We start from the raw sequence: 18,653 nt of genomic DNA, 5'->3' as shown, positions 1-18,653 counted from the left end.
AAAGCAAAAAGTACCTTATCCCAACAGCGAAATGTCAGCGACGCCCAGAAACAACCCGCGCAGGCGTGCCAGCAGCGCGTAGCGATTGGCGCGTACTGCCGGGTCTTCGGCATTCACCAGGACCTGATCGAAGAACGCGTCCACTGGCTCGCGCAGGCTCGCCAGGCGCTCCAGCGCGGCACTGTACTCACGTTGTGCGGCCAGCGGCGTCACGGCCTTGTCGGCCTCGACAATGGCGTTGGCCAGCGCCTTCTCAGCCGGTTCCTGCAACTGCACCAGGGTGATTTCTGCAGCGACCGGGCTGTCGGCCTTGGACAGGATATTCGACACACGCTTGTTCGCGGCTGCCAGTGCTTCGGCCTCGGGTAGGCGGCGGAACAGTTGTACTGCCTGCACGCGCTGATCAAAGTCCAGTGGCGACGCGGGGCTGACGGCGCGCACTGCCTGGTACACCGCGACATCGATGCCCTCATCCTCGTAGCGCGCGCGCAGGCGATCGAAGATAAAGTCCTGCACCTGGCTCGCGAGGTTTTCGCTCTTCACGCTGTCGCCGTACTGCTGCACAGCCACCTGAATCGCAGCATGCAGATCCAGTTCCAGACCTTTCTCGATCAGAATCCGCAACACGCCCAAGGCGGCGCGGCGCAACGCGTAAGGGTCCTTGCTGCCGGTCGGCAGCATGCCGATACCGAAGATACCGACCAGGGTGTCAAGCTTGTCCGCCAGCGCCACCGCGGCGCCGGTCAGGGTGCTAGGAAGTTCCGCACCGGCACCGCGCGGCATATATTGCTCGTTCAGTGCCAGTGCGACATCTTCAGCTTCGCCATCGTGCTGGGCGTAGTAATAACCGGCAATGCCCTGCAGTTCGGGAAACTCGCCGACCATCTCGGTGGCCAGGTCACACTTGCTCAGCAGACCGGCGCGCGCGGCCTTGTCGGGCGCCCCGCCGATCTGCCCGGCGATAAAGGCGGCCAGGCTGGAAATGCGTTGGGCCTTGTCGAACACCGTGCCCAGCTGGGCTTGAAACACCACATTGGCCAGGCGCTGGTTGCGGTTCTCCAGCGGGGTTTTCTTGTCCTGCAGGAAGAAGAACTCGGCGTCGGTCAGGCGCGGGCGGACGACCTTCTCATTACCGGAAATGATCTGCGCCGGGTCCTTGGATTCGATGTTAGCCACGGTGATAAAGCGCGGCAGCAGTTTGCCATTGGCGTCCAGCAGGCAGAAGTACTTCTGGTTGTCCTGCATGGTCGAGATCAAGGCTTCCTGCGGCACCTCGAGGAAGCGTTCTTCGAAGCTGCAGACCAAAGGTACCGGCCACTCGACCAGCGCTGTGACTTCATCCAGCAGGTCGTCGGGCATGATCGCCGTGCCCTGCTGCTCGGCGGCCAGCTCTTCTACGCGCTGACGAATCAGCTCGCGGCGTTCGGCGAAATCGGCAATCACGTGGCCCTTGCGCAGGTCATCGGCGTAGCTCGCGGGAATACTGATGCGAATCTCTTCCGGGTGATGGAAGCGGTGCCCGCGTGAGCTGCGCGCAGCGTGCTGGGAGAGAATCTCCGCCGGAATGATTGAATCGCCCTGCAGCATCACCAGCCACTGGGTCGGACGCACGAATTCGGTCTTGCTGGCTGCCCAGCGCATGCGTTTGGGAATCGGCAGCGCTGCCAGAGCGCGGTCGACAATGTCCGGCAGCAGGTCGGCGGCGGGTTGGCCGGGAATGCTTTGTACATAACGCAGCTTGGGGCCACTCTGATCCAGGTCAGCTACCGACACACCGCATTTCTTGGCAAAGCCTTCGGCCGCCTTGGTCGGCTTGCCTTCGCTATCGAAGGCGGCCTGCAGTGGTGGGCCGTCCATCTGTTGCGTGCGATCCGGCTGCTGCACGGCCAGTTGGTCGACCAGAACGGCCAGACGCCGAGGCGCGGCGTAATAGCGCGCGCTCTGAAATTCCAGCCCGGCTTCGTTCAAGCCTTTTTCTACCCCGGCGAGAAAGGCTTCTGCCAGCGTTTTCAGCGATTTGGGGGGCAGCTCTTCGGTGCCCAGCTCTACCAGAAAATCCTGAGCCTGCATTATTCGGCCTCCTTGAGTTTGGCCAGTACTTCGTCACGCAGTTCGGGCGTGGCCATGGGGAAGCCAAGTTTGGCTCGGGCTTGGAGATAGCTCTGGGCGATAGCACGGGACAGCGTACGCACGCGCAGGATGTATTGCTGGCGGGCGGTTACCGAAATGGCCCGGCGCGCGTCCAGCAGGTTGAAGGCATGTGAGGCCTTGATCACCATTTCATAGGCTGGCAGCGGCAGTTCGGCGGCCATCAGCCGGTTGGCCTCGCTCTCATAGAAATCGAACAGTTCCAGCTGCTTCTCGACATTGGCGTGTTCGAAGTTGTAGGTCGATTGTTCGACCTCGTTCTGATGAAACACATCGCCGTAGGTAACCTTGCCGAACGGGCCGTCGGAATAGACCAGATCGTAAACCGAATCGACACCCTGCAAGTACATCGCCAGCCGCTCGAGGCCGTAGGTAATCTCGCCAGTCACCGGATAGCATTCAACCCCGCCGACCTGCTGGAAATAGGTGAACTGGGTCACTTCCATGCCGTTCAACCAGACTTCCCAACCCAGACCCCAGGCGCCCAGCGTGGGCGATTCCCAGTTATCCTCGACAAAGCGCACATCATGCACCTTGGTATCCACGCCAATGTGATTCAGCGAATCCAGATACAGCTCCTGCATGTCGCCGGGGTTGGGCTTCAAGACCACCTGGAACTGATAATAATGCTGCAGGCGATTGGGGTTCTCGCCGTAGCGGCCGTCACCCGGGCGGCGGCTGGGCTGCACGTAGGCGGCGTGCCAGGTTTCCGGGCCGATGGCGCGCAGGAAGGTGGCGGTGTGAAAGGTGCCGGCGCCCATCTCCATATCATAGGGCTGGAGGATCACACAGCCCTTCTCTGCCCAGTAACTCTGCAGGGCAAGGATCAGGCCTTGGAAGCTTTGCGTGGCTGGATTGGTCTGAGTCACGTGATTTGTCCGGTTAGGCTTTAAAATAAAGGCCGCAGTATACAAGCAGACGGCCCCGGACATACAGGAATGGCGTGGATTTGGCAGGGCAATTTGCGCGGATCGATACTCCAGGTTAGCGCTGGATGCTCTCCATCTCGGAGTCGACGGCCGCAGACTTGCTTCCCTGTTCTTCTCCCGCTACTTCAGCCTGCCAGCCACCACCCAGTGCCACGAACAGCGCTACTTGCGCAGTGGCTAACGCGGTGCGGCCCTGCAGGTAGCTCTGACGGGCCTGCAGCAGGCCGCGCTGGGCATCCAGCACTTCATCCAGATTGGCTTCACCCAGCCGGTAACTGGTGCTGGCCAGATCAAAGGTACGCTGGTAATGCGCAAGGCTGCGCTGCAGGGCGGCATGCCGGCGCTGCTGCCCGGCACTGGTCGCCAGGCCGCGCTCTACATCGATAAGTGCTTCCGCCAGGGCCTGCTGGAAGCCGATATAACTGCTCTCGCCTTCCAGGTCAGCCAGATCGATAGCCGAGCCGCGCCGGCCGAAATCCAGGATCGGCAAGCCAAAGGTGGCACCAATGCGTGAGAAGTTCGAGGCCGAGCCATAGTCGCCGTTGATGCTCATGCCCGAACGGCCTACTGCGGCTTGTACGGCGAGCGTCGGGAACAGGTCGCGCCGCGCCGCCAGTGATTGCAAACGCGAACCTTCCAACTGGGCGGCCGCGGCGATCAGATCCGGTCGCCGGCGCAAAAGATCCAGCGGCTGGCCAGCGGGGATGGGTCTTTCAGCCAACGGAACCCGGGCCTGCGCGGGAATCTCCCCGGCTGTGGTGCCTGGCGGTTCGGCGAGCAGGGTGTCCAGCCCGAGAAGGGCTTCGTCCAGGTTGATCTCCAGCTCAGCCAGATCGGCCTGCAGTGACGCCTTTTCCGCAGCTGCCGCCTCGACATCCAGGCGGGTCACCTCGCCAGCCTCAAACAGCAGCCCGGCAACCCGTTCAAGCTCGCTGGCGATCTCGATACCTTCTTCCAGCAGGGCGAACTGGTTCTGCAGTGCGCGCAGTTGGATATACCCTTGAGCCGTATTGGAGGCTACTGCCAGACGGGCAGCAATGGCTTCGGCCTGGGCCGAGCGAACCATCTGTCCAGCGCTCTGGGTCCGGGCTCGGGTGGCGCCAAACAGGTCGAGTTCCCAACTGGCCTGCAGCGCCAGTTCCCAGCTGTCGAAGCGAATATCGTCATCCAGGCCGAATTCGGCCAGCGGGCTGTCCGGCTCGACATCCTGATCATTTTCGATCCACTGGCGACTGGCGCTGCCTGGCAGGTCCAGGGCTGGAAAGAGTCCCGCGCGGGATTGGCGCAGTTGGGCCCGCGCGCTGTTGACCCGCAGCATCGCCAGGCGCGTGTCATAGCTCTGCTGCATGGCCTTGCTGACCAGCCGCGTCAGCGCCGGATCTTCAAACTGCTGCCACCAGTTGGCCAGGGTTTCGGCGTCGACTGCCTGGCTGTCGGCGGTGTGAAGCCAGGTATCCGGTATCTCTGGTTCGGCGTGCTCTGGCACGCTGGAGCAGGCGCTCAATGCTAGCGTGAGCAGAGCTGGAAGGTAAAAGCGGCGGCGCATGATCATGCGACCTCCTGCTGTTTTACCCGCATGAACAAGGCATACAGGCAGGGAACGGCGAGCAGAGTCAACAGCGTCGCAAAAGCCAGCCCGCCCATGATGGTTACCGCCATATTGGCGAAGAACGGATCGAACAGCAGCGGCACCATGCCGGCCACTGTGGTTCCGGCTGCCATGACCACAGGACGGAGTCGCGAAGTGGACGCCTCGATGATTGCGGTCATGCGCGGCACCTCGTCCTCGATCTGCCGGTCAATCTCGTCCACCAGCACTACCGCATTCTTGATCAGCATACCGGTCAGGCTAAGCAATCCTAGCAGGGCCATAAAGTCGAATGGTTTGCCGGTGATCAGCAACGCGAAAGTTACCCCGCAGACTGCCATCGGCACTACCGCCCAGATAATCAGCGGCTGCCTGACCCGCGCGAACAACAGCACAGTGACCAGCATCATTGCCAGGTAGGGCGCCGCAAGGGTGCTGGCCAGCGCCTGCTGTGCATCCGAGGATTGTTCGTAGTCGCCGCCCCACTCCATGCTGTAGTTGTGCGGCAGCTCCATGGACTCGATCAGTGGGCGGATACGTTGGTGCGCTTCATTGGTATTTTCACCGTCGGCCGGTTCCGCACGAATGGCGATGGTGCGCTCGCGATCGTAACGGCGAATCATGGTATTTTCGCTGACGTATTCAACGCCATCAGCGACCTGAGCAAGCGGCACGTATTCGCTAATGGCCGGGCTCCATATCAGCCGTTGCAACAGATTATCGGCGTCAACCCGATCATGCTCGTCGGCGCGCAGCAGAATCGGGATCAGCTCATCTCGTTCACGGAAGACGCTAACCTGGGTTCCTTCGCTGGCGGCGGCCAATGAGCGAGCCACGCTCTGTTGGGTCAGCCCGGCATCAGCCAGGCGCTCCAGTGCCAGAATGGGGCGCAGGCTCAGCACCGGCTGGCGCCAGTCATCGCGAATATTGAACACCTCGCCCTCATCCTGAAGGCGGCGCTGGCCCTCGGCGGAGAGCTCACGCAGCACGTCCAGATCCGGGCCGCTGATACGGGCCTCCAGCTTGGCTTCGGCATTCGGGCCAAATAGAAAGCGTGCAGCGCTGCTGTCGGCTGCCGGGTAGCGGCGCGGCAGTTCCTGGTTGATCTCACGGACCAGGCCGTCGATCAGCTCCGGGTCCTCGGTGCGCACAAGAAAATGCATCAACGATGAGTTGGGCTGCTCGGGCATGTAGGTCAGCATAAAGCGCGAGGCGCCAGCGCCGACGTAGGTGGATACGTCGGTCACACCATCCAGCGCCGCAAGGTAGTCCTCGACCTCTTCTGCGCGATCGCTGGTGGTACGGATATCCGTGCCCTGCTGCAGGAACAGATTGACGTAGAACAGCGGCGTACTGGAGGCGGGGAAGAAGCTTTGCTGTACACGGGAAAAGCCGAATACGCTGGCGGCGGTTAATAGCGCCAGTACCATGACCGTCAACCAGGGGCGCAGCAGTAATCGTGTGGCCGTGCCGCGAAAGTAATCGTAGGCGCCGCCGCGGTACAAGGATTGGTCGGCCGAGCCGGGATCGGCGTCGCTGCTGCTCTCGGCATTCCCATCGGTCTCCTGTTTGTCCCGCAGCAGATAATGGCCGAACAGCGGTACCACCAGCAGCGCCAGCAGCCAGCTCAGCAACAGCGATACGGCAATCACGAAGAACATCGAAAACAGGAATTCACCGGTCACGTCCTGTGACAGACCAATCCCGGCGAAGGCCAGAATGCCGATGATGGTCGCTCCCAGTAGCGGCCACTGGGTTTGCTGCAGGGTCTTTTGCGCGGCAGCCAGCAGTTTCAGACCGCGGCGCTGCTGGATCAGCATGCCGTCACAGACCACCACGGCATTATCCACCAGCATACCCATGGCGATGATCAGCGCGCCCAGGGAAATGCGCTCCAGCTCAATGCCCCACAACCACATCAGCAGCAAGGTGCCAAGGACGGTGAGAAACAGCACCGCGCCGATGATGGCGCCAGCGCGCAAGCCCATGGCAATACAGAGGACGGCCACGACGATCGCTACCGAGAGAAATACGTTGAGTGCAAAGCTGTTGACCGAATCGTCGACCACCGTATGTTGCTCGTACAGTGGGTGCAGCTCGGCGCCCAGGGGGATACGGTGCTGCACGCTCTCCAGCCGTGCCTCCACGGCTTGCCCGACCTCGACGATGTTGCTGCCGGATACGCCACTTACTCCCAGGGTCAGCGCTGGCTGACCGTTGTGGCGGATGATCTGCACTGGCCGCTCAGCGTAGTCGCGGCGAATCTCGGCGATGTCGCCAAGCAGAATATTCTGTGTGCCCTGGCCCACCGGTAACGCGCGCAACGCTTCCAGCGAGTCAAAACTGCCGGATGGACGGATGCGCAGAAACAGTTCACCGCTGCGCAGTCCACCGGCATCGACCACCGCGTCGGCATCGCCAAGGGCCGCGATGATTTCTTCCGGCGACAGGCGTAGCGCGGCCAGACGCGCCTGATCCACTTCCACCAGCACGCGTTCCTCATGTACGCCGCTGATCTCGACCTTGGCGACGCCCTCGGCAGTGAGCAGTTCGCGGCGCAGCTCCTTGCTCAGCTCGTGCAGTTCGTGCAGGCTCAGACCATCGCCGGTCAACGCATAGAAGATGCCAAAGACATCGCCGAAATCATCATTGACCATCGGCGGATCGATATCCGGCGGCAGTTCGCCCTGTGCATCAGCGACCTTGTTGCGCAGCTCGTTCCAGACCTGGGCCAGCGCCTCGCCCTTGTAACTGTCCTGAATCACCACGCGAATTTCTGCCGCGCCGGGCATCGAGCGTGAGCGAATTTCCTTGATCTGCGACATCTGCTGAATGGCGCTTTCCAGCGGTTCAGTAACTTCCTGTTCTACATCCAGCGCCGTCGCCCCGGGATACTGGGCGTTGACTATGGCTTCCTTGATAGTGAATTCGGGATCTTCCAGGCGGCCAATTTCGAAGAAGGCAATGATGCCGCCAATCAGGCAGATAAGAACCAGGACCCAGGTATTGACCGGCTTGCTGATGGCGTAACGAGCAAAATCCATGGCTCAGTCCCGGCGCTGTGTCTGGATCGGCAGGCCTTCGCTGACCTTGTTGCCGCCTGCAACAATGACTTCGCTGCCAGCGCGTAACTGTGCGCCGCTGATCAGCGCCCGTCCGTCTTCGATTGATTCCAGCACCAGATCCTGGCGCCGCGCTTCGCCCTCTACCGCCAGCCAAATGTAATGCTGATCATTCTCGGCGGTCTGTAGCGCGGACAGGGGTATCAGAAAGCGTTCCTGCTGACGCTGTTCCTGCGAGGCCGGTAATTGCAGGCTGACGCGCATGGCCATTCCCGGCAGCAGATTGAAGTTCTCCGGCGGCTCACCCTGGAGGATAAGCCGGTAGGTTCGCGAGCCTTCGCGGGGCTGAGTGCTGTGCTCCTTGTAGCGCAAGGGCAGGCTCAGCTCGCCAATCACCAGATGGCCTTCAGCGTGTAAATCGGGTCCCAGAGGTACACTCAGGGCTGCCCGTTCGGAGAGGTCGACACCGACCTCGATATGCCGGTTGTCCTGTACCAACAGAATCGGCGTACCGCTGTCGACCACCATATCCGGCTCGGCCATGCGCTGGGCGACCACACCGTCAAAGGGGGCCTTCAGGGTGCTGTGGGTAATATTGCGGCGCGCAGTATCACGGGCCACTTCGGCCGACGTCAGGCCTGCCTCCAATGGCTCGATGGCGGCGCGGGAAAGAATACCTTCGGCAAGTAGATTGCGTTTGCGCGCCAGGTCAGCCGCCAGCTGGCGCTCTTGGGCCTTGGCATCGCGCAGCTGCAGCTGATAGTCGGTATCGTCCAGTGTTGCCAGAGGCTGACCACGGGTGACCTGCGTGCCTTCATCCACCAATATGCGCTCAATCTGGCCCGGTACCTGGAAGGAAAGCTGGGTGCTGGTCACGCTTTCCACCACTCCGGCAAAATGCAGCGCCTGGGGCTCGGCGTCAGCCGCTTGCAGCTTCTCGACTATGGCGATGCGCGGTGGCGCGGGGGCGGGTTCTTCGCCATTGGAACAGCCGCCTAGCAACAGTGCGGCGCCAGCCAGTAACCCCAGGCATGATGGGCGGATCTCGGCATATGCGGATGGTGGCAGCATTCGGGCTCCTGCTTGAAATGCGCTGTTGCGTCGGCCATACGGGTATGAATCGGCGCTGATCGAGTGTGCAAGTTCAGATAGAACTCGAAACAAGCGTCTAGTTCCCTGCTCGGTGCTCTCTCAGTGGTTACTCCGTCCACTGCGGCTTCGCTGCTACAATGTGCTGACCTTTAATTCGGGAATACCTCTATGGCTGCTATCGGGCGCTTCAACACCCTGCAAATCGTCAAGCATACCGGCTTTGGCCTCTACCTCGACGGCGGGCCCGATGGTGAGATACTGCTACCCAATCGCTATATCCCGAAAGATACCCCAACTGAGGTAGAGGACTGGCTGAACGTCTTTATCTACCTCGATAGCGAAGACAAGCTGATTGCCACCACCGAGACGCCCAAGGCGCAGGTCGGCGAGTTTGCCAGCCTCAAGGTGGCAGAGATCAACCGGGTCGGATTGTTTCTGGACTGGGGGCTGCCGAAAGATGTGCTGTTGCCGCATTCCGAAGAAAAGCGCCCGCTTGAGGTCGGCAATTATTGCGTGGTCTACCTGTATCTGGATAAGCACACCCGCCGCATTACCGCTACCGCGCATCTGGATCGGCATCTGGACAAGACGCCGCCGCGCTACAAGGTCGGTGAGCAGGTCAGTCTGCTGATTGCCGGAGTAACCGATCTGGGTTTCAAGGCGATCATCAATGGCCAGCACTGGGGCCTGGTGCACAAGAATGAAGCTTTCAAGTTCCTGCGCAACGGCATGCAGGAAGTCGGCTACATCAAGGAAATTCGTCCTGACGGCAAGATCAGCCTGAGCCTGCAACCGGTGGGTAGTGACGCTGGCGACGCATTGCAGCAGCAGATCATGCAGCGGCTTGAGGAGCATGACGGCGTACTGATGATCAGCGATAAAAGCCCGCCGGAATTGATCGCCAAGGAGTTCGGCGTGAGCAAGGGCAACTTCAAAAAGGCCATTGGCGGACTCATGAAACTCGGCCATATTCGCATTCAGCCGGATCGAATTGAAAAAGTCTGAGCGGGTGGAGAACCACCCGGTTCAGTATCAGGAGGGTTGATGTCCAGTTCCGAGGTTGTACCGCAGCGCTGCCAATGGTGTTCCACCGATCCGATCTACCAGGCTTACCACGATAGCGAGTGGGGCGTGCCGGAGCGCGATGCCCAGCGCTTGTTTGAAAAGCTGCTGCTGGATGGTTTTCAAGCGGGGCTGTCGTGGATCACCATTCTGAAAAAGCGCGATCGTTACCGCGAGGTTTACCGCGGCTTTGATCCGCAGTTCATGGCCAACCAGACCGATAACGACCTGCTCGATCTGCTTGAAGATACCGGCATCATTCGCAACCGTCTCAAGGTCAAAGGCGCACGGCAAAATGCCCAGGCCTGGCTGCGGCTGAGCGAGCAGACCGATCCTGGCGAATGGATGTGGCAGTTTGTCGGCGGCGAGCCGCTGATCAATCACTTCACCAGTATCAGTCAGGTGCCAGTTAAAACGGCTGAAGCGGAAGCCATGAGCAAGGCGCTGAAGAAAGCCGGTTTCACCTTTGTCGGCCCGACCATCTGTTATGCCTTCATGCAAGCCACCGGCATGGTTATGGATCACACCACCGACTGTTTTCGTTACCCTGCCCTTTGCGGCGCCTAGTAATGAGACGGTGTTTTCGCCGGCCTTCTCGCCGCCTGGCTATAGGATCATTACAATGGCCGTTTATCAAACGACGGGAGTAGCTTGTGGAGCGGCTTAAAGGCGCCATCATTGTCGGATTTCTCCGGCTGTTTTCCAGCTTGCCGTTTGCCCTCGCCCAGCGCTTTGGTGCGGCAGCGGGCTGGCTGATGTGGAAGTTACCCACTCGTTCCCGCGAGGTGGTAAGGACTAATCTTCGCCACTGCATGCCGGAGCTGAGTGCGGCTGAACTGGAAGACTTGGTTGGCAGAACCTTGCTCGACACCGGCCGCAGCTTTGCAGAGAGTGCCTGCGCCTGGATGTGGAAGCCGCAGAAGACAGTGGGCCTGATCAAGGAAGTTGAGGGTCTGGAAGTGTTGCAGGCAGCACTGGCCAACGGCAGGGGCATCGTCGGCATCACCAGCCATCTGGGTAACTGGGAAGTGTTGAATCACTGGTATTGTTCGCAGTGCTCGCCGGTTATTTTCTATCGCCCGCCAAAGCAGAAAGCGGTTGATGATCTGCTGAAAAAGCAGCGTGTGCAACTCGGCAACAAGGTGGCGCCCTCGACGCGCGAAGGCATCATCAGCGTCATGCGCGAAGTGCGTAAGGGTGGCGCTGTGGGCATTCCCGCCGATCCAGAGCCGGCGCTCAAGAGCGGCGTGTTCGTGCCCTTTTTTGCGGTGCAGGCACTGACCAGCAAGTTTGTGCCCAATCTGCTCAAGGGTAACGACGCCCAGGCAATCTATCTGCACTGCCTGCGGCTGCCGGATAACGCTGGCTTCAAAGTCGTAGTGGAAGCGGCGCCCGAAGCGCTTTACAGTGACGATGCCGACGCCGCTGTAGCGAGCATGAGCAAGACCATTGAAAGTTATGTGCGGCGCTGGCCGAGTCAGTATATGTGGAGCATGAAGCGCTTCAAGAAACGCCCGCCGGGCGAGAAGAAATGGTACTGAGCCATCAATAACAACAACCGGATTGTCGGGGGATAGACCATGCCCAATCAACGCCAGCATCCGCGCACGCCAATGCGCTGCCGGATCAAGATCAGCCATCCTGATGTCGGTGACCTGTATGGCTTCACCCGCGATTTGTCCGATGGTGGTGTATTCGTTGAGAACGCCGACCTGACCTGCCTGCAACCGGGTACCGAAGTTCGCGGGCAGGTTCAGGACATGCCAATCGAAGCCCCGGTGCTGGCAATGATGGTACAGCGGGCGATTCCGGGCGAAGGCATTGGTTTGGCGTTTATCGATGCTGAAGAGGACGCTGAAGACTAATCTCAACGTCTCCAGAACATCGGGGTGAAGAGTACCAGCAGGGTGAAGACTTCCAGACGTCCGAGCAGCATGGCGAAGCTGAGTATCCACTTCACTGTCGATGAAAGCTCCCCGTAGTGCGTGGAAACCTCGCCCAGACCCGGGCCCAGGTTGTTGATACAGGCGGTCAATGCTGAAAAGGCCGTGACAAAGTCCAGCCCGGTGCCGAGCAGAATCAGAAACAGCACGGCAAAGGCAAATACGTATACCGCGCAGAACCCCCACACCGCCTCCACTACCCGGTCCGGCACCGCCTTGTTACCCAGTTTTACCGGGAACACGCCATGCGGGTGCAGCAGTTTCTTGGTTTCCCGCGAGCCCTGTTTGTACAGCAGCAGCACGCGGATAACCTTCATGCCGCCGCCGGTTGAACCGGCGCAGGCGCCAATAAAGCTCGCGTACAGCAGCAGGAACGGCAGAACCGTCGGCCAGGCCGAAAAGTCAGTGACGCCAAAGCCGGTGGTGGTCGCAATCGAGACAGTCTGAAAAGCCGCGTAACGGATAGATGTCCACACATCGTAATACTGGAAATGGATCAGGATGACCGCGCAGACAATGAACAGCGCGGCGATGATCAGGATATAGGCGCGACACTCCGGATCCTGCCAATAGCTCTTTACCGAGCGGAAGCGCCAGGCGAGAAAGTGCAGGGCGAAGTTGATGCCGGAAATCAGCATGAACAGGATGCAGATCAGTTCGATCAACGAACTGTCATAATGACCGATGCTCGCATCATGGGTGGAAAAGCCGCCAATCGCCACCGTCGAAAAGCTGTGGCCGACCGCATCGAACAAGCTCATGCCGGCGGCCCAGTAGGCCAGGGCGCAGACTAACGTCAGGCCGGCATAGATGTACCAGAGTACCTTTGCGGTCTCGGCAATACGCGGGGTCAGCTTGTTTTCCTTCAGCGGCCCGGGCATTTCCGCCCGGTACAGCTGCATGCCCCCAACACCCAGCATCGGCAGGATCGCCACCGCCAGTACGATGATCCCCATACCACCGAACCACTGCAGTTGCTGGCGATAATAGAGCAAGGTGCGGGGCAGTGTATCCAGGCCGGTAATCACCGTCGCCCCGGTGGTGGTCAGCCCGGAGAAAGACTCGAAAACCGAGTCGGCGATACTCAGGTCGGGCATATCCAGCAGATACAAGGGCACCGCCCCGAACAGCCCCAGTACCAGCCAGAACAGCACCACAATCAGGTAACCGTCGCGCGTGCGTAGTTCATTGCGCTGATGGCGCGCCGGGAGCCAGATCACCAATCCAGCAACCATGGTGATCAGGAAGGCGACAATAAATGCTTCGCGGGCCTGCTCGCCGTAAAAGAATCCGACCGCCACAGCGGGCAGCATGCTGGTGGAAAACAGCATCAGCAGAATGCCGAGAATGCGCTGGATCTGTGTGAACTGCATGCGCGTCCTTACCTGCCGTACATCAGGAAGAAATGATCATCAGAAGAACGTCAGCCCGACCTGGAACAGGCGTTCTACATCGCGAATATGCTTCTTGTCGATAACGAACAGAATCACGTGATCTTCGGACTCGACCAAGGTGGAGTCATGGGCAATCAATACCTCTTCGTTGCGAACGATCGCGCCAATGGTAGTACCCGGGGGCAAATCGATCTCACCGATCTTGCGGCCTACCACCTTGGACGAGCGCGAGTCGCCATGGGCGACCGCCTCGATCGCTTCCGCTGCCCCGCGGCGAAGCGAATAGACGTTGACGATGTCGCCGCGGCGTACGTGCGTGAGCAAGGTGCCGATGGTCGCCTGCGACGGGGAGATGGCGATATCGATCTCGCCGCCCTGCACCAGATCCACGTACGCCGGGTTATTGATCAGCGCCATGACCTTGCGTGCACCCAGCCGCTTGGCCAGCATCGAGGACATGATGTTGGCTTCATCGTCGTTGGTCAGCGCGCAGAAGATGTCCACATCCTCAATGTTCTCTTCGATCAGCAGTTCCTTGTCCGAGGCACTGCCGTGCAGCACGATGGTCTTGTCCAGGTTCTGCGACAGATAGTCAGCACGCGCCTTGTTCTTCTCGATAATGCGCACGTTGTAACGGCTCTCGATGGCTTCCGCCAGACGTTCGCCGATGTTGCCGCCGCCAGCGATAAGAATACGTTTGTAGTTCTTCTCCAGGCGCCGCAACTCGCTCATTACCGCGCGGATATCGTGGGTAGCGGCAATGAAGAAGACTTCATCGTCGGCCTCGATAATGGTGTCGCCCTTGGGGATGATCGGCCGGTTCTTGCGAAAGATGGCCGCTACCCGGGTGTCGACGCCGGGCATATGCTGGCGCAGAAAGCGCAGCTCCTGACCGACCAGCGGGCCGCCGTAATAGGCGCGTACCGCAACCAGTTGCACCTTGCCTTCGGCGAAATCCAGCACCTGCAAGGCACCTGGGTTTTCGATCAGGCGTTTGACGTAGGTGGTCACCGCCTGTTCCGGGCTGATAAGTACGTCGATCGGCACGGCTTCGTTATGGAACAGCCCACCCCGGGTCAGGTACGCCGATTCGCGAATACGCGCAATCTTGGTGGGCGTACGGAACAGCGTGTACGCCACCTGACAGGCGATCATATTGGTTTCGTCGCTGCTGGTAACGGCGATCAGCATATCCGCGTCATCGGCACCGGCCTGGCGCAGAACGGTCGGAAAAGAGCCTTTGCCGACCACGGTACGAATGTCCAGGCGGTCGCTCAATTCGCGCAGGCGCGGGCCGTCGGTGTCTATCACGGTAATGTCATTGGCTTCGCTGGCCAGCTCGGCGGCCAGGCTGCCACCTACCTGACCGGCACCGAGAATAATAATTTTCATGTAACGGCTGTCCCCTTATCCTCAGGAGTGTAGCTCCGTGCCGTGTGGCTGGCGCTAACTTTCATCAGTTTTGCCAGATAGAAGCCATCATGGCCATTCTCTTGCGGCAACAACTGCCGACCATGCGGCTGCGGCAGGCCGTAGTCGGCGACGATAGACAGCTCCCTTGCGCCGGGCTGGCGCTGAAGAAAGTCATCAATCACCTCAGTGTTTTCCTCGGGCAATACCGAACAGGTGGCGTACACCAGAATGCCGCCGACCTCGAGCGTCTGCCAGAGGCGGTCGAGCAGCTCGCCCTGCAGGGTCGCCAGTGCAGCAATATCTTCGGCCTGGCGAGTCAGCTTGATGTCCGGATGCCGGCGAATAACGCCGGTGGCGGAACAAGGGGCATCGAGCAGGATGCGCTGGAACGGCTGGCCATCCCACCAGGCGTCGAGGTCGCGACCGTCTGCTGCCTTCAATGTCGCGCTCAAGCCCAGACGCTGCAGGTTTTCGCGTACCCGTTGCAGCCGTCGCGGCTCCAGGTCCAGCGCAACCAGCTCCTGCAGTGCTGGTTGCAGTTCAAGTATGTGGCAGGTCTTGCCACCCGGGGCGCAGCAGGCATCCAGCACACGTTGCCCGGATTGCAGTTCAAGCAGAGGCGTAGCCAACTGCGCTGCTTCATCCTGAACGCTGACCCCGCCCTTATCGAATGCAGGCAAACGATAGACGTCGCAGGATTGCTCAAGGCTGACACCCACCGGGCTGAACTCGCTGGCAGTAGCAGCGAAGCCGGATTCAAGCAGGCTGGTCAGATAATCCTCGCGCGTACCTTGCAACGCATTCACGCGCAGGGTCATCGGCGGGTGCTGGTTGTTGGCGGCACAGATTGCTTCCCAATGCTGCGGCCAGTCTGCCTTGAGCTGCTTCTGCAGCCAGCGGGGATGCGCCAGGCGAATAGTTGGGTCGCGTTCCAGCCCATCCAGTAGCGCCTCGCTTTCGCGCTGCGCGCGACGCAACACGGCGTTGAGCAAACCCTTGGCCCATGGCTTTTTCAGCGCTTTGGCGGCATTTACCGTTTCATCAATCGCGGCGTGGGCTGGAATGCGAGTAAACAGCAGTTGATAAAGGCCCACCAGCAGCAGTGCGTGCAGATCCCGGTCGGCGGCTTTCAGGGGTTTTTCCAGCAGCGCGTTAGCCAGGCCGTCCAAGCGTTGAAACCAGCGTGCGGTACCAAACGCCAGTTCCTGGGTCAGCGCCTGATCGCGCTCGGAGACATGCTGCATTTGCGCGGGCAGGCTGGTACCCAAAGATGCCTTGCCGGCCATCACGGTCGCTAACGCATTGGCAGCAGCCAGGCGCGGGCTCACAGGCCGTTGTCCAGCCGCTGCCCTGGGGCAAACTGGTCGCGCCGGGCATTATAGATATCGCTGAAGTTCAGCGGCTTGCCGCCGGGTAACTGCAGCCGGGTCAGGCGCAAGCTTCCGGTGCCGCAACCGACCAGTAGCCCGGCTTTGCTGCAGTCGAGAATTTCACCGGGTTGGCCGTTGTCGGTTTCCGGCTCGGCGGCGTGCACTTTCAGCGCTTTTCCCTGCCAGCCAGCGTGGGCCAGTGGCCAAGGATTGAACGCCCGTATCAGTCGGCTCAGCTCCAACGCGGGACGTTGCCAATCGATAGCCGCTTCGGCCTTGTTAAGCTTGTGCGCGTAGGTCGCCAACCCATCGTCCTGAACCTCGCCTTCCAGCGTGCCTGCCGCCAGTCCAGCGATAGCTTGAATGACCGCCTCGGGACCCAGCTGTGCGAGCCGGTCGTGCAGACTGCCGCCGGTGTCAATGTCGGCGATGGGGGTGCGAACCTTGAGCAGCATAGGGCCGGTATCCAGCCCGGCTTCCATACGCATGACGGTGACGCCGCTTTCGCTGTCGCCAGCCTCAATCGCCCGCTGAATCGGCGCGGCGCCGCGCCAGCGTGGCAACAGCGAGGCATGGCTATTGATGCAGCCCAGGCGAGGAATATCCAGCACCGCTTGCGGCAGGATCAAACCGTAGGCGACCACGACGAACAGGTCGGGTTTCAGCGCGGCCAGTTCTGCCTGTGCTTCTTCATTACGCAGGCTGGCAGGCTGGAACACCGGCAGCCCATGCTGCAGCGCCAGTTGCTTGACCGCGCTCATGGCCACCTTCTGCCCACGGCCGGCGGGGCGGTCCGGCTGGCTGTATACGCCAACGACCTGCAACTTGGCGTTTATCAGCGCCTGCAGGTGGGCAGCGGCAAATTCCGGGGTGCCAGCGAAAACAATACGTAGAGAAGAGGAGTCCATGCTGTTCCTGATACGGCTAAATAAAAAGGCTTGCCGAAGCAAGCCTTGCAATGCGGTTGGGCGTCAGGCGCTGGCCTGTTGCTTGTGCAACTTTTCCAGTTTTTTGCGAATCCGGTCACGTTTCAGGTTAGAAAGGTAATCGACGAACAGCTTGCCGTTCAGGTGATCGCATTCGTGTTGAATACACACTGCCAGCAAACCCTCGCAGACCTCGTCAAAGGCCTCACCCTCGCGGTTCAACGCCTTGACCCGCACGCGTTCGGGACGGGTAACGGTTTCATAAAAGCCGGGGACTGACAGGCAACCCTCCTGCATTCCCTCCAGGTCCTCGGTCAAAGGCTCTAGTTCGGGGTTAATAAACACCCGCGGGTCGTTGTTGTCCTCGGAAATGTCGATTACCACCACCCGTTCGTGCACATTCACCTGGGTCGCTGCCAGGCCAATACCCGGAGCGTCGTACATGGTTTCGAACATATCGTCGACCAACTGACGGATGCGCGCATCCACCGCCACCACTGGTTTAGCAATGGTCCGCAGGCGTGGGTCAGGAAATTCTAAAATGTTTAATATGGCCATGTCTGTTTGTGACGCAATTGTGGAATAAATCTAATTTGTGCTGCTAAGATGATGAGCAGCTTGGAAATAGAACGGATTTGACGTATTAAAGCCTCCGTCAAACCTGGTTGCTGGCCTCTATAATAAAGGGATTCATGTCATGAGGAAAACATTACTCGGCCTTCTGCTGCTCTCAATCAGTTTTTGGGCGCAGGCACAGGAGCCCGTTTTTAGGGATGGTCATCCGGAACGGTACCAGGTTGTGAAGGGGGATACACTTTGGGATATCGCCGGGCGCTTCCTTAACCTGCCATGGAAATGGCCAGAAATATGGCATGCGAACCCGCAGATCAATAACCCTCATCTGATTTATCCCGGCGATATGATCTCGCTGGTGTATATCGATGGCCAGCCGCGGTTGATGGTCAATCGCGGTCAGGGCGGCAATATCAAACTGGCTCCTACCGTACGCTCGCAGCCAATTGCCGAAGCGATTCCGACCATTCCGTTGGAAGCGATCAACGCCTTTCTCAGGGCCGGCCGTATTATTGATGACCCCGCTGTACTGGAAGCCGCGCCTTACATTATCGGCGGTCAGGCGGAGAGTGTGGTGGCAGGTGCGGGCAGTCGCGTCTATGCACGTGGCGACATCGATCCGTCGATTCCGGGCTATGGCATCTACCGCCGTGAGAAGGCCTATACCGATCCACAGACAGGTGAGTTTCTCGGTATTCACGCCCAGGAGCTGGGCCATGGCGAAGTAGCGGCCATTGAACGTGATATCGCGACTCTGGATATCTCGCGTAGCAATCAGGAGATCCGCGTTAACGATCGTCTGCTGCCTACCGAGGAGCGCCCGCTGGCGTCCACCTTCTTCCCCAGTGAGCCGGCCGGCGAGATTGATGGCCTGATTCTGGACGTACCCAATGGAGTCACTCAGATTGGCCAGTACGATGTGGTACTGATCAACAAGGGCGCTCGGGACGGTCTCAAGGAAGGCAGCGTGCTGTCGATCTTCAAGACCGGTGAAGTGGTACGTGACCGCGTGCAGAATGATCAGGTCAGCCTGCCCGATGAGCACGCCGGTTTGATGATGGTGTTCCGCGCCTATGACAAGATGAGCTATGGCATCGTGTTGGAAGCCAGCCGTCAGATGGCGATCATGGACAAGGTACGCAATCCCTGAGTC

General features: G+C 59.9%; 15 protein-coding genes. 5 read left to right on the top strand and 10 right to left on the bottom strand.

Going from position 1 to position 18,653, the window contains the following annotated elements; genetic code table 11:
* Window positions 1-15: 15 nt before the first annotated feature.
* The 5 genes from glyS to EAO82_RS01990 all read right to left on the bottom strand — a co-directional run bounded on the left by glyS (window position 16) and on the right by EAO82_RS01990 (window position 8,798).
* Window positions 16-2,070 carry a glycine--tRNA ligase subunit beta gene (gene glyS / locus EAO82_RS02010; protein ID WP_096345509.1) on the bottom strand — a complete coding sequence of 685 codons (2,055 nt, stop codon included), beginning with the start codon at window positions 2,068-2,070 and terminating at the stop codon, window positions 16-18.
* Window positions 2,070-3,017, bottom strand: a complete 948-nt coding sequence (glyQ, locus tag EAO82_RS02005; protein WP_096345508.1) for a glycine--tRNA ligase subunit alpha — start codon at window positions 3,015-3,017, stop codon at window positions 2,070-2,072. Before glyQ ends, glyS begins: the two co-directional genes overlap by 1 nt.
* A gap of 115 nt (window positions 3,018-3,132) precedes the next feature.
* On the bottom strand, window positions 3,133-4,623 hold the full coding sequence (locus EAO82_RS02000) for an efflux transporter outer membrane subunit (RefSeq protein ID WP_096345639.1): 1,491 nt from the start codon (window positions 4,621-4,623) through the stop codon (window positions 3,133-3,135).
* A 2-nt stretch (window positions 4,624-4,625) separates the two neighbouring features.
* Complete coding sequence (locus EAO82_RS01995; protein WP_096345507.1) at window positions 4,626-7,709, bottom strand: efflux RND transporter permease subunit; 3,084 nt, start codon at window positions 7,707-7,709, stop codon at window positions 4,626-4,628.
* A gap of 3 nt (window positions 7,710-7,712) precedes the next feature.
* On the bottom strand, window positions 7,713-8,798 hold the full coding sequence (locus EAO82_RS01990; RefSeq protein ID WP_096345506.1) for an efflux RND transporter periplasmic adaptor subunit: 1,086 nt from the start codon (window positions 8,796-8,798) through the stop codon (window positions 7,713-7,715).
* Window positions 8,799-8,987: 189 nt separating this feature from the next.
* On the opposite strand from EAO82_RS01990, the gene EAO82_RS01985 reads away from it, so the two are divergent.
* The 4 genes from EAO82_RS01985 (at window position 8,988) to EAO82_RS01970 (ending at window position 11,746) form a co-directional block, all read left to right on the top strand.
* Entirely contained in the window at window positions 8,988-9,824 is an 837-nt protein-coding gene (locus EAO82_RS01985) for a S1 RNA-binding domain-containing protein (protein ID WP_096345505.1), read from the top strand.
* Between the two features lie 39 nt (window positions 9,825-9,863).
* Window positions 9,864-10,448: a DNA-3-methyladenine glycosylase I gene (locus EAO82_RS01980; protein ID WP_096345504.1), complete on the top strand. Its 585-nt coding sequence runs from the start codon at window positions 9,864-9,866 to the stop codon at window positions 10,446-10,448.
* A gap of 86 nt (window positions 10,449-10,534) precedes the next feature.
* Window positions 10,535-11,422: a lysophospholipid acyltransferase gene (locus EAO82_RS01975; protein WP_096345503.1), complete on the top strand. Its 888-nt coding sequence runs from the start codon at window positions 10,535-10,537 to the stop codon at window positions 11,420-11,422.
* 39 nt (window positions 11,423-11,461) lie between these two features.
* Entirely contained in the window at window positions 11,462-11,746 is a 285-nt protein-coding gene (locus tag EAO82_RS01970; protein ID WP_096345502.1) for a PilZ domain-containing protein, read from the top strand.
* Between the two features lie 2 nt (window positions 11,747-11,748).
* Here the strand turns inward: EAO82_RS01970 and EAO82_RS01965 are convergent, their stop codons facing one another.
* The 5 genes from EAO82_RS01965 to def all read right to left on the bottom strand — a co-directional run bounded on the left by EAO82_RS01965 (window position 11,749) and on the right by def (window position 17,485).
* Window positions 11,749-13,197, bottom strand: a complete 1,449-nt coding sequence (locus EAO82_RS01965) for a TrkH family potassium uptake protein (RefSeq protein ID WP_096345501.1) — start codon at window positions 13,195-13,197, stop codon at window positions 11,749-11,751.
* A gap of 39 nt (window positions 13,198-13,236) precedes the next feature.
* Complete coding sequence (gene trkA / locus EAO82_RS01960; RefSeq protein WP_096345500.1) at window positions 13,237-14,610, bottom strand: Trk system potassium transporter TrkA; 1,374 nt, start codon at window positions 14,608-14,610, stop codon at window positions 13,237-13,239.
* Window positions 14,607-15,959, bottom strand: coding sequence for a 16S rRNA (cytosine(967)-C(5))-methyltransferase RsmB (gene rsmB / locus EAO82_RS01955; RefSeq protein WP_096345499.1), 1,353 nt, complete (start codon window positions 15,957-15,959; stop codon window positions 14,607-14,609). The genes trkA and rsmB overlap by 4 nt, the downstream gene beginning before the upstream one ends.
* Entirely contained in the window at window positions 15,956-16,909 is a 954-nt protein-coding gene (gene fmt / locus EAO82_RS01950) for a methionyl-tRNA formyltransferase (protein WP_096345498.1), read from the bottom strand. Before fmt ends, rsmB begins: the two co-directional genes overlap by 4 nt.
* 63 nt (window positions 16,910-16,972) lie before the next feature.
* Window positions 16,973-17,485 carry a peptide deformylase gene (def, locus tag EAO82_RS01945; protein ID WP_096345497.1) on the bottom strand — a complete coding sequence of 171 codons (513 nt, stop codon included), beginning with the start codon at window positions 17,483-17,485 and terminating at the stop codon, window positions 16,973-16,975.
* Window positions 17,486-17,624: 139 nt separating this feature from the next.
* Between def and EAO82_RS01940 the strand changes: the two genes are divergently transcribed.
* The gene (locus EAO82_RS01940; protein WP_096345496.1) at window positions 17,625-18,650 is read left to right on the top strand and encodes a LysM peptidoglycan-binding domain-containing protein; all 1,026 of its coding nucleotides are present in this window, start codon (window positions 17,625-17,627) and stop codon (window positions 18,648-18,650) included.
* The last annotated feature ends 3 nt before the right edge of the window (window positions 18,651-18,653 follow it).

The organism is Halopseudomonas pelagia, assembly GCF_009497895.1.
GTDB classification, from domain to species: domain Bacteria; phylum Pseudomonadota; class Gammaproteobacteria; order Pseudomonadales; family Pseudomonadaceae; genus Halopseudomonas; species Halopseudomonas pelagia_A.
Note: the sequence above shows the minus strand (reverse complement) of the source record. Positions and strands in the feature narration are given on the sequence as shown.